This window comes from Leucobacter faecis (assembly GCF_054456695.2).
Window position 1 is genome coordinate 259,048 of sequence record NZ_JBTJER020000002.1, and the last position, 15,814, is coordinate 274,861.

The following is a 15,814-nucleotide window of genomic DNA, read 5'->3' on the forward strand; positions in this document are numbered from 1 at the left end:
TTGGATCCTGCGACTCGCTACGCTCGCGCAGGATGACAAGAACGGGTGGCCGCGCAGGGTGACAAGTTATCGCTACTCGTCTTCTTCGTCAACGTCGCCATCTGCATCTGCATCTGCATCTGCATCTGCATCATCGTCTGAATCGTCTTCGTCAGAATCATCATCAGACTCATCGTCAAAGTCGTCTTCGTCATCATCATCATCATCATCATCGATGTCGACACCGTCAAGCTCGTCGTCGAAGTCACTGAAGTCGTTGTCGAGCAGGTCGTCTTCGGCGTCGTCTTCTTCGCTCAGCTCAGAAGCGGCGGCCTCGGCCTCAGCCGCCTCGCTCGCGGCGTCTTCGGCTGCGTCCTCACTAGCTTGCAGGGCCTGCGCCCTACGAAACTGCGCCAGGCGCTCAGACCACGGCACCCACTCGGGCGCAATCACGGCACCCTCACCGGGCAGCAGTTCAACCTCGAGCACGTTCACCTCTGCGTCGCTGTCCACTCGCGTGAGCGTCGCCGCCCAACGCCACCCCGGGTACCCCTCGAGCCTGCACTCAAAAAACAGCGTCACGAGACGCTCCTCGTGCACCTCGTGGCCCGATTCAGCGCCGATCGAGCGCGCATCAGTGATCTCCTCGAGCGCGCGACGCGCTACAGCGCGAGCCGCGAGCAGCTCCGGATCCGGCACTACATCAGCAGCAGTCACGTCTTGCCCGCCTTTCATTAGGGAGTTACGCATCGAAGTCGTCGGCGACGCGGCGCAGCAGCGCCGCGACGGTGCGCCCCTGAGCGCGCTCGGGGTATTGCCCGCCCTTGAGCCGGCCGCCGAGACCGTCAAGGAGCTTGACGAGGTCTTCGACGATCACGGCCATCTCGTCGGCCGACTTGCGGTTGCGGTTACGGTTGCGGGCGGGCAGCCGTGGGGTGTCGAGCACTCGCACCGACAGCGCCTGGGGGCCCTTGCGGCCGTCGGCAACGCTGTACTCGAGGCGCGTGCCCTGCTGCACCTCGGCGCCGTCGGGAATCACCGAGGCGTGCAGGTACACCTGCGCGCCGTCGTCGCCCTGAATGAACCCGAAGCCACGCTCTTCGTCATAGAACCTGACCTTGCCGTTTGGCATGCCTCGCCCTTTCTCGCGGGGTCACCCCGCACACACTGATGAGCGGGCCGCGCCCGCGTATCCACGCAAGTCTACCGCCCGAGGCTGCACCCGCGGCGCCCACCTGGCGACCCCGGCCAGATAAAATGGTGAAGATGTCCACCTCAGATTCCGGTACCCCGTCACTTGTCGAGCGCATCCTCGCGATCGCTTCGCTCAGCATCATCGGCGCCGCACTGCTTTCGTACTTCGTGACGCTCATTATTGGGCTGAATAACCGCGAAGCGATGGCTGAGGGCTGGCTGCCCATCGTCTACGGCGTCTCGATCTACGCACTGCCCGTTGGGTTCGTGCTGCTCGTCGCCCTGCTCATCGTGGCGCAGCGCCGACGCAAGCGCGAGTTCGCTGAAGAGACGCAGTCGCGCGGCAAGAACTCGAACAAGCGCAGCGGCAACCCCAAGCGCAAATCTCGCGGATAACCCCGTGAGCGGCACGCTAGCACTGGCCTCGGCGATCGCGGCCAACGACCGCGAGGGCCTCGCACGCCTCGTGCAGGCGCGCCGCCCCCTCGCCGCAAGCGGGGTCGCCGACCCGATTGGGCTCGCGACTGAGCTGCTGCGGCCTGAATCGATCGCGCGAGCGCTCGCACCGCTCGACCGTGCCACGCTGCGGGTGCTGGCAGCTCGCGACTGGCTCTTTTCGCCCCGGATCACCGAGCGGCTGCGCGCACTCGGCCTCGTGGGGGCAGATACGTCGCACGACCACCCCATCGCGCTGCCCGAGGTAGACGACGCGCTGCGCGCCGCACTCGCCGAGGTCAATGTTTCGCTCGAGCTCGATGTTGATGTCGCGGTCGGCCGTGACACGCTCGCTCTCGAGCCATGCGAGCCAGGCGAGGCACCCGCGGCTTCGTGGTTCACCCCTGCACTCACGCTCGTGGGCGAGGTGGCCGAGTGTCTGCGCGTCATCGGCCGCGACGGGCTGCGCCTCAACCGCAGCGGAAGCGTGGGGGTGGCCGCCGCCCGAGAACTTGCAGATCGCGCTGCGATCGCGCAGTCCGCCGCGGTGCTCGTGCTGCGCCAGCTCGACTACGCGCACCTCACGGTCGCCGCAGGTTCGCGCCTGGTGCCCGCCGCAGCGGCTGGCGACTGGCTCGCTTCACCGCATCCAAACCGCTGGTTGATGCTCGCTCGCTCGTTTCTTGCTGAGATGCCCCGCCCGCTATGCGACAGTCTCGACCGCGTCGGCAGACTCAGCGCCGCCAGCGCCGCCAGCAGTGCCGCCAACCGTGCCGACGGCGCCGACGGCGCTGCCACAGGCGCCGATCTCGGGGGAGCGGGTGCGCGACTCGGCGACGAGTTTCCGCTGTTGCCCGCGGCAGACCTGGCCACTGCCAGACAGTATGTGCTCGACGCCGAAGACCTAGGCCTCACCGTCACCGGCAAGCTCACCCCGATCGCGCAGCGCATTCGCGCCCACGAACCCATCACCCCGGCAGACGCGGCCGCGTTGCTCCCTGCCGCCGCCGCTGGCGTCTACCTACAACCCGATCTCACGGTGCTCGCGCCGGGCCCGCTCGATCCGGCGGCTGAAAGCCAGCTCGCCGAACTCACGCGACCCGAGCAGATTGGGCCCGCTTCGATGCGGCGCGTGACCGAGGCGTCGCTCGCAACCGCGTTCGAGCGCGGGGTCACCCCCGAAGGCGCCGCAGACATGTTTGCCCGGCTGTCGCTCACGGGCGTGCCGCAGCCGCTCGAGTATCTGCTGCGCAACGTCGCCGAACGGGTCGGTCGCATCGTCGTGTTCGAGCACTCGGGCGATGCCGGTCGCAGTCGCATTCGCGTGGCGCAGCAGGCACTCGCAGAAACGGTGCTCGTCGACCGGCAGCTGCAGCACCTGCAGCTCACACGCTCCCCCAACACCGTGGAACGCCGGGCCGACACTAACGGCGCCGACACTGACGGTGCCACCAGCACCGTTGTGCTGTTTTCCAGGCTGCGCCCCGAACACGTCGTCTCGGCGTTCAACGAGGCCCGATATCACGCGTCGCTCGCGAGCGACGCCCCTGACCCAGCGCACGAGGGTCCAGCCCTGTCGGGCCATGATCCGGATCATGCCGCCGCAGGTGCAGCCGCGGCAGACGCAGAGCCCGGGCCCATCGAGGCCATGATCGAGCGCGTGTTTGCGGCCGCGCACACCGAGCCCGCGGCGGCCGCGTTTACGCGCAGGCTCGAGCTCGCCATTCGAGATCGGGCGGCCGTGCGCGTCACGGCCGAGGCTCGCGGGCAGCGGCGCACGTTCACGCTCACGCCCGTCGCGCTCACCGACGGGCGGCTGCGGGCAACCGATGTTGGGGCAGGCGTGGAGCGCACGCTGCCCGTGTCCATGATTGTGGCAGTCGACAGCGCGTAAACTAGGTCGTTATGACTCTTGGGCCTCTCATCGTGCAAAGCGACCACACCGTGCTGTTGGAGGTGGCGCACCCCGACGCGGAGGACGCGCGGCACGCGCTCGCCGTGTTTGCCGAGCTTGAGCGCGCGCCCGAACACATTCACACCTACCGCGTCACCCGGCTTGGGCTGTGGAACGCGCGCGCCGCAGGACACACAGCCGACGAGATCCTGGCAACACTCAACCAGTACGCAAAGTTTCCGGTGCCCAGCGGCGTCGCGAGCGAGATTGGCGACACGATGCGGCGCTACGGTCGGCTCACCATCGAGCGCTTGGACGGTGGCGCCGATGATCCTTCGGCGCAGCCGCTCCTGGGTGAGGGTGAGCCGCCGCTGCTCGTGCTGCGGTGCGACGACCCCGCGATTCTGCGTGAGGTGACGAGCGCAAAGAAGATTGCGCCGCTCCTGGGCAATAAGCTCGATGACCAGACCTACCCGATCGAGCCGTGGGCGCGCGGTGAGCTGAAGCAGCAGCTCGTGGCGCGCGGCTGGCCCGCCGAAGATCTCGCGGGTTATACGCCCGGCGAGCCATACCCGATCGAGCTCGCCCAGAGCGACGAACCGGGCGGCTGGAAGCTGCGTGACTACCAGGCAAAAGCTGCCGCCGCTTTTCATCGTGGCGGCTCGGGCGTCGTCGTGTTGCCGTGTGGCGCGGGCAAGACAATCGTGGGCGCGGCATCGATGGCCGCCGTCGGCGCGAAGACGCTGATCCTGGTCACGAACGCGGTGTCGGCCAGGCAGTGGCGCGACGAGCTGGTGCGCCGCACATCACTCACGGAAGACGAGATTGGCGAGTACTCAGGGCAGGTAAAAGAGGTGAAACCCGTCACCATCGCCACCTACCAGATCCTCACCAGCAAGCGAAAGGGCGAGTACGTGCATCTCTCGCTCTTGTCTGCCCAAGACTGGGGCGTGATCGTCTATGACGAGGTGCACCTGCTACCCGCCCCCGTGTTCAAGCTGACGGCCGAGCTGCAGGCTCGCCGCCGCCTCGGGCTCACTGCGACGCTCGTGCGTGAAGATGGCCGCGAAGGCGACGTGTTCAGCCTGATCGGGCCGAAGCGCTACGACGCGGCATGGAAAGACATCGAGGCGCAGGGGTTCATCGCCCCCGCCGCGTGCTTCGAGGTGCGGGTCGATCTACCCGAGGCAGAACGCATGCAGTACGCGGTCGCCGAAGATCAAGATCGCTACCGGATCGCGTCTTCGACGCCCGAAAAGCAGGGGCTCGCGCAGCGCATCATCGACAAGCACCCAGGCGAGAGCGTACTCGTGATTGGGCAATACATCGACCAGCTCGAGGCGATGGCAGAAGCGCTGTCATGTGATTTGATCACCGGGCAAACCCCCGTCGACGAGCGCGAGCGGCTGTTTCAGGCGTTTCGCTCGGGCGAGATCACAACGCTTGTGGTGTCGAAGGTCGCCAACTTTTCGGTCGACCTGCCCGATGCGTCGGTCGCCATTCAGATTTCGGGCTCGTATGGGTCCAGGCAAGAAGAGGCGCAGCGCCTCGGGCGGCTCTTGCGCCCCAAGGCGAAGGGCCTCACCGCTTCGTTCTACACGCTCATCGCGCGCGACACCGTCGACCAAGACTTCGCGCAGAACCGGCAGCGGTTCTTGGCCGAGCAGGGGTACGCCTACACGATTCTGAACGCCGACGAGGTGTAGAGCGCTCACCCTTAGCCGTTTCCCACACACTCCCAGCCAGTTCATAGCAAACGATCAGAGACTGGTGTCATGAACACTCAGGCAAAGGGACCCCGGATTCTTATCGTCGACGACGAGCCCAGCATCCGCGAGCTGCTCTCAACGAGCCTTCGCTTCGCTGGGTTCGGTGTGCGCTCCGTCGCTAACGGCGCGCAGACCATCTCTGCAGTACTCGAAGAAGAGCCCGATCTGATCGTGCTCGATGTCATGCTGCCCGACATGAACGGCTTCAGCGTGACCAAACGGCTGCGTTCGGCCGGCTACACCGCACCCATCATCTTCCTCACCGCGAAAGACGACACGGAAGACAAGATCGAGGGGCTCACCGTGGGTGGCGACGATTACGTCACCAAGCCGTTCAGCCTTGACGAGATTATTGCCCGCATCAAGGCTGTGCTGCGCCGCACGATCCAAGAAGACGAAGACTCGGTCTTGTCAATCGGCCCGATCACGATGGATCAAGACACCCACGAGGTCAACGTCGAGGGCGCTTCTGTCGAGCTCTCGCCCACCGAGTTTAAGCTGCTGCGCTACCTGATGCAGAACGCGAACCGCGTGCTCTCGAAGGCTCAGATTCTCGACCACGTGTGGGAGTACGACTTCAACGGCGACGCCGGCATCGTCGAATCGTACATCTCGTACCTGCGCCGCAAGCTTGACCCGCTGACCGAAGAGTCGCTGATTCAGACGAAGCGCGGCTTCGGCTACATGCTCAAGACCGAAGCGAAGTAACGGGTTTCATGTCGCGCTTCGGCGACCGCTTTGCCGACGTCTCGCTGCGTGCGAAGATCACGGGTGTCACGGTCTTCATTCTGTTTCTCGGTTTGATCGTGGCGGGCGTCGGCACCCTGTCGGTGCTGCGACCGATGCTCATCTCGAATCAAGAGAGCACGCTGTCGAAGCTGCGAAACGACCCGGTCCCCGCGCTCGCTACGGGCGCCAACCCGAAAGACCTGTCGCGCAACGACGTGCTGTACGCGAGCCAGGCATACTATGTCGCGGTGCTCGATGCCGACGGCGCGCTGCAGTACGACAACACGCAGGGGGTGCACAATGCGAGCACCCCCGTCGTACCGAGCATCACGCTAAAAACGGTGATCGATAAGCCCGACGCGCTGTTTGGTTTGGTCGCCGCCGACGGCACCGACTGGCGGGCGGTCGCTACGCCCGTGAACGTCGGCGACCGACCAAGCGGCACGCTACTCATAGCGGTGTCGACCGCCCCCATTAACCTGATGGTGGCGCAGTACGTGATCATCTTCACTTGCTTTGGCATCGCGGTGATCTTGCTGGGTGCCGCGCTCACCAGGCTGCTCGTGACGACCACCTTCTTGCCGCTCGCCGAGGTTGAGCAGACGGCTCTCGAGATTTCGCGCGGTGACTATTCCAAGCGCATCATGGTGGCGAGCCCGCACACCGAGGTGGGGCATCTCGGCGAGTCGCTCAACGCGATGCTCGATCGTCTCGACGGATCGCTCGAAGACCGCGCCCACACGATCGAGCAGATGCGCCGCTTCATCGGCGACGCCAGCCACGAACTACGCACTCCGCTCGTGTCGGTGCGCGGCTACGCTGAGCTGTACCGTATGGGCGCGCTACAAGACCGCGAGCAGGTGGGACAGGCTATGGAGCGCATCGAGAAAGAAGCGATCCGCATGACCTCGCTCGTCGAGGATCTGCTGGCTCTCGCCCGTCTCGACGAGCGTCGGCCGCTCGAACTCGCGGCGCTGCCGCTCAATAAACTCGCGAGCGATGCTGCGCTCGATGCGCGTGCTCAAGCGCCGGATCGCGTCGTGTCTGTCATCGAAGACCCGCAGGCCCCTGCGGTGGTCGGCGATGAGCACAAGGTACGACAGTTGATGACCAATCTGATCGGTAACGCGATGCGACACACGCCCGACGGCAGTCCCATCGAGATCGCCGTGTCAGCTTTGCTGCCAGACCCCGACGGCAGGCAGTATGCGCGGTTCGAGATCATCGATCACGGTGAGGGTGTGCCCGCGCAGATTCGCGAGAAGATTTTTGGTCGCTTCTGGCGGGCCGACACATCGCGCAACCGCGAGACCGGCGGCTCTGGCCTCGGCCTCGCAATCGTCAAGTCGATTGTCGACGCGCACCGAGGCATCGTCAGTATTCATGAGACGCCGGGCGGTGGCGCGACATTTAGGGTCGACCTGCCGGGAGCTCCAAGCGAGCCCGACACGGACGACACGGACGACACGGACGACACGGACGACACGGACGACACTGTGCCCGTGCGGCGCCCGCGATAGCCACCCGCGCGCCTGGGCGCCCGCGCGTCCGCGCCCTACCGAGTGTTTGCACTCGTGCAGGAGATCAGCACTCGTGCAGGATCAAAACTGGGTTTTGATCCTGCACGAGTGCTGATCTCCTGTGTGAGCACAAGTCCCTTTCGAGTTCCCGCCGCTCACAGGGCGCCATTATCACCAGATCGCGCGAGTTATCCACATACATAGACTCAGCGCCCTATTAGCTGCGCGCGCAAGCCATGCTGTTGGCATGAACTATTACCAGCATCTGAAGCAGGCGGGCGGGGTGATGCGCGCAGAAAAGCTCAAAGAACTCGGCGTAAGTCGATATAAGCAGGCGCAGCTCATAGCTGAGCAACGACTCATACGGCCCCACCGCGGATGGCTCGCGTTACCGCACGCAGACCCACAACTCATATTCGCCGCTCAGCACAGGGTGGTTCTCACCTGCATGACACTGGTGCAGCGACTAAAACTCTGGTCGACTCACAGGACTGGATACCACGTCGCCGCAAGGTCTGCGAGCGCGCACCACGGCAGAGTGGGCGCGGTCACGCACTGGAGAGTTCCGCTTGTGCGACGTGAACCATTCGCACTCGTCGACTCACTCGAAAATGCACTCAACTATGTGGCACATTGTCAACCGTATGAAGAAGCATTTGCAGTCTGGGAGTCGGCACTGCGGCGGGAGCTGGTGTCACGTGAAACACTGCTGCAGCTACCTTTGCACGGTGCAGCCTTGCAGCTCGCCAACGAGTGTTCGGTCTTCTCTGACTCGGGGCTCGAAAGTTTTGTGCTGCGTCGACTGCGGGCACTCCGTCTGAAGGTAATTCCGCAGGCGTGGATCCTCGGGCACCACGTCGACTTCTTGGTGGAAGACTGGCTCGTACTGCAAATTGACGGCGCACACCCACCGGTAGCCCGTGCTGAGCAACCCGCGGGGCGAGGGGGCTGGGGCGGCTGCTTGGCTGGGGCTGGCAGGAGCGGCGGCGCAGCCGACGCGACCGGAGAGCTGCGGCCCCAGTCCCCTCGCCCCGCGCCACCGTCGATCAGCTACCGCGTGCGCGTTCGCCACCACGTAGCTACAGCCATGAGCGCGGCCATGCCGCTCAAGATGCAGAAACCAAACCACCAGCGCAGTGCGCTCGGGTTCCACATCGAGTCGAGCTCGGGCATGGAGGCCTCGGCCGCCACACGCTCCACCTCGTCGGCAATCGAGAGCAGATGATGCAGGTCGATGCTCACGGCCCCGAGCGACATTGACCAGCGTGCTGGCACCGACATCGAGATCCAGTTCAGCACGCCAGCGTCGACGAGCGGAATCAACCCGCCGTTAAGCACCATCTGCACCATCAGCACCACGATCAGCACCGGCATCACCTGGTTCTGAGAACTCACGAGCGCCGACAGCAGCAGGCCAATCAGCACCCCAACGGAGATTGTCAGCGCAATCGCGAGCGTGAGCTCGATCCGAGCACCGAGCCCCAAGACACCGTCACCGGTGGGCGCATCTTTGAGCAGCCCAGACACTGCGACGATCACCACAGCACCAAACAGGCCCAGCAGGTTGTACACGACAATCTTTGCTGCGAGATAGGCCGATGTGCTGAGCCCGACCGCTCGCTCCCGCGCATAAATGCTTCGTTCACCAACGAGATCTCGAATGCTCATCGAGATACCCATGAACACCGCACCGATCGTGAGCAGCGTCAAAATCATCTGCGGCTCTTGAGCGTCTTTCGCTTGCTGCACACGGGTCAGCCCGGTTTCGCCTGGCACCACGAGCGGTAAGAGCCCAATCACAAACGGCAGCGCGATCAAGAACGCTGTGTATCCCTTGTCGGCGAGCATCAACGAGAGCTGTCGTTGCATCAGTGTCAAGAACTGCGCGGGCCTGCTGGTCGACGGAGCGGGAGGTGTCTCAGTGAGCGACGGCTGCGACGGCTGCGACGGCTTGAGCGCGTGCGCTACCGCGAGCGAGCGCGCTTCGACCGATGCCAACCAGCGCTCAGCACAGCCCTGGGGGTCATCCTTCAACAGGTCGAAAATATTTGACCAGTCGGTGGTGCCGAAATAGGCGAATGCGCCCTGTTCGCTACCGATAAACGCGGGCGCACCGCCCGGTACAAGCACGAGCACCTGGTCACACACGTCAAGGCATGCCACCGAGTGTGTGATCGTGAGCACCGTCCTACCGCCATCGGCGAGCGCGCGAAATTCGCTCATGAGTTGGCGATCGAGCGCCGGATCAAGCCCCGAGGTCGGCTCGTCGAGGATCAGAAAGGCGGGCTCCGTGAGCAGCTCGAGCGCGACCGAAGCACGCTTGCGCTGGCCACCCGACAGCTTTGAAATGCGCGTATTGACGTGGGCTTCAAGGTCGAGTTGTGCCAGCGCACGCTGCACGTGGCCCTCGCGTTCACTCGCGCTCATGCCCGAGCCGAGCCGTAGTCGCGCCGCATAACGCAGCGCGCGCAACAGCGTCAATTGCCCGTGAATCACGTCTTCCTGTGGCACCATGCCGATCATCGACTTCGCGCGGTCGTACTGTGCATGCACGTCGACGCCGTCGAAGGTGACCTGCCCTGAGCTGGGTTTCGTGAGGCCAGACACGGCGCGCGCGAAGGTCGATTTGCCCGCCCCCGAGGGCCCGACAATCGCCGTCAGCGTACCCCTGCCCGCGTCAAATGTGACATCGCGCAGCAGTCGTTTGCCACCCTCGACTGTAAACCCGAGACCGCGCACCTCAAGCCCGCCGGTGAGGGTAGCTGTGACGGGTGCCTGCGCGTTAAGGTTGCTAGTGGCACTCACGGGTGGCGCCCACGCGCCAACGCCAGCACCGGCACCGGCACCGGCACCAACACCAACACCAACACCAACACCAACACCAACACCAACACCAGGCTCGGCAGCAAAACCAGCGTCAACGAGCAGCGGCGGCGGAGTCAGTGTGCCGAGCATCTGCCCAAATTCGTGCGGTGTGAGGGCTCGCGTCGCTGCGGCAGATACCGAGGCAGCGTCTGGGCGCAGTTCGAGCAGCGGTCCACTCGTCGCGTTACCAAGCCGCACCTGCGTCGCCTCCGTCAGTGCGACGCGCTCGACTCGGCGGCCATCGACGAACACACCATTGTGGGAGCCGAGATCTTCGACAAACCAGCCATTCTTGTACCCGACCACGAGGTGGCGCCTGGAAACGATCGGTAGGTCGATGCGCAGATCAGCACCGCTCGTGCGCCCGACGATAAAGAAATCGCCCGCCGACAGCGCGCGCTGCTGGCCTTCAAACACCAGCTCGAGCGCTGGTTGCCCGCTATCTGAGCCCGTCGCGCCCAGTTGGGTGCGCGCAGTCTGCACGGCGTGCACTGTGTTTACCGCGGTCACAGGATCCCCTCCGGGTGAAGCATCGTAAGCGTAAACGGCAGGCCGCCGAGCATAAACTCGCCCGCCAAAAACTCGGTCTGCCCGGGAGTGAGCGCAGGCGTGCGGGGGTCACGCCCCACAATCGTGCCGTTCGTTGACCCGAGATCGTTAATAAACCAGTGCCCATCGTGTAGCCGAAGCAGCGCGTGCGTCGACGACAGAAGCCTGCGCTCATCAACATGTGTCACGAGCTGCGCACTCGGGTACAGCACCTCTGGGTTCCGACCGACGAGCACCGTCACCGCGGTCAATGCCACCTGCGCGCCATCGGGCAGCGAGAGCCACGCAATCGGCGCCGGATCAACCGCATCGCCGTACCCGTCAGCGGGTGCCTGAACCGCGGGTAGCTGAACCTGTGGCACCGCGGCTTCGGCACCCTCTTCGGCTCCCGCCGCGTGTGCGGGCGCCGCCGGCTTAGCGAGCGGCGATACCTGGGGAGACGGCGCGTGCTCACCACTCGTCGACGTCATTGTCATGGTCAAATCTTCGTGCGGGGCCCCCACCAGCCCCTCTTGCCACTGCGCATAGGTGCGCGCGACGGCCTCGTCGAACCGAACGGCATCGCCGGGCAGCGGCTGCCCCAGCGCTGCAATTCGCTCGCGCTGCGCGAGGTAGAACTGATACATCGACAGTCGCATCGCCCCGTCGCCCGTCTCCCACAGCCAAGCGCGCAGCGGGGCGTCGGCTTGCGGGTGCACAGCCACCGCGAGCGCCTGCTCTGGCTGGCTCGCCAACAGGTCGCGCAGCTGCTGCGGCGTGAGATCTGGGCGCAGGTCTAACGCCTGGGCATAGTGGGGCTGCATACTCGGCCTCTCGAAGACACATGATGGGCAACACCCCATCGTACATTGCAAGCGCACGGGGTGTGCCCATCTTCTCCAATGAAAAACGCGGGGCCACACTCGAAAGTGTGGCCCCGCGAACTTCTCGGGCGGCGCGGCCGCCCAGTGGTGTCGGACTTAGAAGTCCATGCCACCGGTGGGGTCGCCAGCCGGTGCCGCAGCGGGCTCGGGCTTGTCGGCAACAACGGCCTCGGTGGTGAGGAACAGACCTGCGATCGACGCAGCGTTCTGCAGCGCCGAGCGGGTCACCTTAGCCGGGTCGAGGATACCCTGGGCAACCAGGTCACCGTACTCGCCGGTCGCAGCGTTCAGGCCGTGGCCCACGGGCATCTCGCCGACCTTGTTCGCAACAACGCCGGGCTCGAGGCCAGCGTTTGCTGCGATCTGGCGCAGCGGCGCCTCGATGGCAACCTGCACGATGCGGGCACCAACAGCCTCTTCACCGGTCAGCTCGAGCGACTCGAACGCGGTCTTGCCAGCCTGGATGAGGGCAACGCCACCACCGGGGAGCACACCCTCTTCAACGGCTGCCTTCGCGTTACGAACGGCGTCCTCGATGCGGTGCTTGCGCTCCTTGAGCTCAACCTCGGTTGCCGCGCCAGCCTTGATGACGGCCACGCCGCCAGCGAGCTTCGCGAGGCGCTCCTGCAGCTTCTCACGGTCGTAGTCGCTGTCGGTGTTCTCGATCTCGCGACGGATCTGGGTCACGCGACCCTGGATCGCGTCTTCTTCGCCGCCACCCTGCACAATGGTGGTCTCATCCTTGGTGATGATGACCTTGCGTGCGGTGCCGAGCATGTCGAGCGTTGCGTTCTCGAGCTTGAGGCCAACCTCTTCAGAGATGACCTGGCCACCCGTGAGAATAGCGATGTCCTGCAGCATGGCCTTGCGGCGGTCGCCGAAGCCGGGAGCCTTCACAGCAGCCGACTTGAAGATGCCACGGATCTTGTTGAGCACGAGAGTCGCGAGCGCCTCGCCCTCGATGTCTTCAGCAATGATGAGCAGCTGCTTACCCGACTGGATGACGGGGTCGACAACGGGAAGCAGGTCCTTGATGTTCGAGACCTTGCTGTTGACGATGAGGATGTAGGGATCCTCGAAGACTGCCTCCTGGCGGTCTGCGTCGGTGACGAAGTATGCCGACAGGTAGCCCTTGTCGAAGCGCATGCCCTCGGTGAGCTCAAGCTCGGTGCCGAACGTGTTCGACTCCTCGACGGTGACAACACCTTCCTTGCCGACCTTGTCGATCGCCTCAGCAATGAGCTGACCGATCTGCTCGTCAGCGGCCGAGATCGAAGCGGTAGCCGCGATCTGGTCGGTGGTCTCGATCTCCTTGGCGTTGGCGAGGAGCTGCGCCGAGACAGCTGCTACAGCCTTCTCGATGCCCTTCTTGAGCGCGATGGGGTCGCTGCCTGCGGCAACGTTGCGCAGGCCCTCGCGCACGAGCGCCTGAGCGAGCACGGTAGCGGTGGTGGTGCCGTCGCCTGCTACGTCGTCGGTCTTCTTAGCGACCTCCTTGACGAGCTCAGCACCGATCTTCTCGAAGGGATCGTCGAGCTCGATCTCCTTGGCGATCGAAACGCCGTCGTTCGTGATGGTGGGTGCGCCCCACTTCTTCTCGAGCACGACGTTGCGGCCGCGCGGGCCGAGCGTCACCTTAACGGCATCGGCGAGGATGTTCAGTCCACGCTCCAGGCCGCGACGTGCTTCTTCATCAAACGCAATCATCTTTGCCATGTAATTCGCCCCTTCCGGACGGTCTCGAAGTGGTGAGCGCCGACGCGGGTCTTCACCGTTAGCACTCAGTCGATCCGACTGCTAACAACAATACTGGCACTCGTGCTGTGCGAGTGCAAGCAGCTCGCGCACAGCGAACACGTCTCGAAAGAGAAGCTGAGCTCAGCTCGTAGCACTGCGTGCTACTTACGCTGGCTACTCGACTGGCTGCTCGGCCGGCGTCTCGGGGTCGGTCGCAGGCTCCGGATCAACGGCTACGCCGTCGGCCACGTCACCGGGGGCACCGCCGGTTGCCGTCATGGCAGCCGCTTCTTCAATGCCCGGGCCTGCATAGTCAGAACCGAGCAACACGATGAGCTGTGCGCCATACTCGTCGTACTCGCTCGTCGTGTAGGTAGACAGACCACCCAGTTTTGCCGCGAGCCCTGCCGCGGCCTCTGCGTCGGCGGGGTCACTGTAGAACACCGCTGAGATCGTCACGTCCTGTGTCGCCGCGGCGCCCGAGAACAAGATCTGGCCCCACTGTTCGTCGGCAATGATCTTGTCGAGGGCGGCCGCAAGGTTGACAGTCTCGCTGCCGTTGAGCACCGCCACCGTTGCCTCTGGGTTGAGCTGCGGCACTACTTTTTTAGGCGCCTCCACCTGAGGCGCGGGGTCCTGCAACGGTAGCTTGCCTGCCGCACCGATGTTGTGCACGGCAAAGACACCCACGGCGGTGAGCAGCGCGAACCCAATGATCCCGGCAATCACAAAATGCCACACATAGCGCGGGCGGGCGGTGACGCGATGCGCGCCCACCCGACCGGTGTGCTGCACGCGATCGAAGCGGTCCTCGGGGTAGCTTTGACGCTCCCCTACCCCTGCGGATTTCTGCCCCACACTGCTCCTCAAGTAACTAGCCGGCGCCAAAGGTGGTGACACGACACCGGCGATTCGCCCCTACATTACAGTGCAACGACTGCAAACGCGGTGAAGAACCACGGGGTAACGCGGGCTTGATCCGGAGTCGCTTGTTACTGCTGCGCCTGGGGAGCGAGCGAATCGGGCGCGTAAATTGCGCGCGCGAGGCCGTCGATCACGTCGGGCAGCCGAGTGCCGCCCGCAAACAAGAGTTTCTCGTCGACGTCGATGATGCGCCGGTTTTTACCAGCGGTCGTGAGGGCGATACTCGGCTGGGCCGCGAGCAGGCCGTCGACCCCGCCCGCGCTCTCGAGCCCCTGAGTCATCACGAGCAGCACATCGGGATCGATCGCGATGAGCGCCTCATCGGTCATGGGGCGTTCGCCCTTCCACCCGATCTCGGCCGCAACGTCGATCGCGCCCACCGAGCGGATCATACTGTCGATGCCACTGCCCTCACCGAACAGGTAGTAGATGCCCGAAGTACCGCGCACGTAGAGAAACGCCACACGCGGCAGGTTTGCTTCGTCGGCTGGGAGCAGCTTCGCTACCTCGGCCTCCTTGGCAGCGATCGCTTCCTTGAGCTCGGCGTTACGCTCGAGCGCAACCTCGCTCACCCCGAGCGCGTCTGCGACCTGCTGGGTTGTCTCATACGTGGTCGGTTCGTCGACGGCTCGGTCAACTGTGACGACGGGAATCCCGGCTTCGCGCAGCTGCAGCACCACGTCAGTCGGTCCGATCGAGCCGTCGGTGATGATGAGGCTCGGGTTGAGCGACAGCACACCCTCGGCGTCGATCGAGTGACCCTCGCGGGTCACGACCGGGAGGTCTTCAGCGCCCGGGAAATTGGTCGAAATGTCGCGGCCCACGAGGTTATCTGACAGCCCGAGCGAGTGCACGGTCTCGGCGAGCGAACCACTCAGTGACAGCGCCAGCACGCGCGATACATCGGTCACCTCAATGTCGACGTCGCCGCCGCGGTCGTGAGATGCGACGGTGACAGGTAATTGCGGGGTGGGCTCAGACGCGAGCGGCGTGATCGACGGGCCGCCGATGATCGCGGTCGTCTCACCCTGGTAAGCGCGGGGGTTTTCGAGCGGCGTGATCTCGTCAAGCGGCGGCAGCTCCACCTGCGTCACCGCATCCGCTCCGGTACTCGCCGGGGCGCCGCTCTGACACCCGGTAAGCACGAGCCCGCTCAGCAGTACGAGCGCGAGAGCACGTTTAACGCGTGATGAGCGGTGCTTGAGCATACAATCCCCTTGAAAACGTGAGCGAGCTGGCCTCGTGGCGGCTGGATGGGCGAGCCCAGCACGGCGATCGCAGAGCGCAACACCGTGGCTCCGGCGCCGCACGCAGATTAGCCTAACCTAGTAAAGGTATGATGAAGTGTGAATGTGC

General features: G+C 64.6%; 12 protein-coding genes. 5 read left to right on the top strand and 7 right to left on the bottom strand.

The window, feature by feature from the left end; genetic code table 11:
• Window positions 1-72: 72 nt before the first annotated feature.
• Both ACXR2W_RS03235 and ACXR2W_RS03240 read right to left on the bottom strand, forming a co-directional pair.
• Complete coding sequence (locus ACXR2W_RS03235; protein ID WP_458811891.1) at window positions 73-696, bottom strand: DUF3027 domain-containing protein; 624 nt, start codon at window positions 694-696, stop codon at window positions 73-75.
• A gap of 25 nt (window positions 697-721) precedes the next feature.
• The gene (locus ACXR2W_RS03240; protein WP_458811894.1) at window positions 722-1,111 is read right to left on the bottom strand and encodes a cold-shock protein; all 390 of its coding nucleotides are present in this window, start codon (window positions 1,109-1,111) and stop codon (window positions 722-724) included.
• A gap of 134 nt (window positions 1,112-1,245) precedes the next feature.
• On the opposite strand from ACXR2W_RS03240, the gene ACXR2W_RS03245 reads away from it, so the two are divergent.
• The 5 genes from ACXR2W_RS03245 (at window position 1,246) to ACXR2W_RS03265 (ending at window position 7,520) form a co-directional block, all read left to right on the top strand.
• Complete coding sequence (locus tag ACXR2W_RS03245) at window positions 1,246-1,569, top strand: hypothetical protein (RefSeq protein ID WP_458811897.1); 324 nt, start codon at window positions 1,246-1,248, stop codon at window positions 1,567-1,569.
• A gap of 4 nt (window positions 1,570-1,573) precedes the next feature.
• Complete coding sequence (locus ACXR2W_RS03250) at window positions 1,574-3,502, top strand: helicase-associated domain-containing protein (RefSeq protein ID WP_458811900.1); 1,929 nt, start codon at window positions 1,574-1,576, stop codon at window positions 3,500-3,502.
• A gap of 11 nt (window positions 3,503-3,513) precedes the next feature.
• Window positions 3,514-5,208, top strand: a complete 1,695-nt coding sequence (locus tag ACXR2W_RS03255) for a DNA repair helicase XPB (RefSeq protein ID WP_458811902.1) — start codon at window positions 3,514-3,516, stop codon at window positions 5,206-5,208.
• 69 nt (window positions 5,209-5,277) lie between these two features.
• A complete protein-coding gene (locus ACXR2W_RS03260) occupies window positions 5,278-5,979 on the top strand; it encodes a response regulator transcription factor (protein WP_458811903.1) in 702 nt (233 codons plus the stop codon).
• Between the two features lie 8 nt (window positions 5,980-5,987).
• A complete protein-coding gene (locus ACXR2W_RS03265; protein WP_458811906.1) occupies window positions 5,988-7,520 on the top strand; it encodes a sensor histidine kinase in 1,533 nt (510 codons plus the stop codon).
• Between the two features lie 1,050 nt (window positions 7,521-8,570).
• Here the strand turns inward: ACXR2W_RS03265 and ACXR2W_RS03270 are convergent.
• The 5 genes from ACXR2W_RS03270 to ACXR2W_RS03290 all read right to left on the bottom strand — a co-directional run bounded on the left by ACXR2W_RS03270 (window position 8,571) and on the right by ACXR2W_RS03290 (window position 15,666).
• Window positions 8,571-10,895 (bottom strand): ATP-binding cassette domain-containing protein, encoded by a 2,325-nt coding sequence (locus ACXR2W_RS03270; RefSeq protein ID WP_458811909.1) that lies wholly within the window; start codon window positions 10,893-10,895, stop codon window positions 8,571-8,573.
• Window positions 10,892-11,737, bottom strand: coding sequence for an FHA domain-containing protein (locus tag ACXR2W_RS03275; RefSeq protein ID WP_458811912.1), 846 nt, complete (start codon window positions 11,735-11,737; stop codon window positions 10,892-10,894). Before ACXR2W_RS03275 ends, ACXR2W_RS03270 begins: the two co-directional genes overlap by 4 nt.
• 156 nt (window positions 11,738-11,893) lie before the next feature.
• Window positions 11,894-13,513 carry a chaperonin GroEL gene (gene groL, locus ACXR2W_RS03280; RefSeq protein ID WP_458811915.1) on the bottom strand — a complete coding sequence of 540 codons (1,620 nt, stop codon included), beginning with the start codon at window positions 13,511-13,513 and terminating at the stop codon, window positions 11,894-11,896.
• Window positions 13,514-13,708: 195 nt separating this feature from the next.
• Complete coding sequence (locus ACXR2W_RS03285; protein WP_458811917.1) at window positions 13,709-14,392, bottom strand: LytR C-terminal domain-containing protein; 684 nt, start codon at window positions 14,390-14,392, stop codon at window positions 13,709-13,711.
• A gap of 134 nt (window positions 14,393-14,526) precedes the next feature.
• Complete coding sequence (locus ACXR2W_RS03290; RefSeq protein ID WP_458811920.1) at window positions 14,527-15,666, bottom strand: heme/hemin ABC transporter substrate-binding protein; 1,140 nt, start codon at window positions 15,664-15,666, stop codon at window positions 14,527-14,529.
• Between the last annotated feature and the right edge of the window lie 148 nt (window positions 15,667-15,814).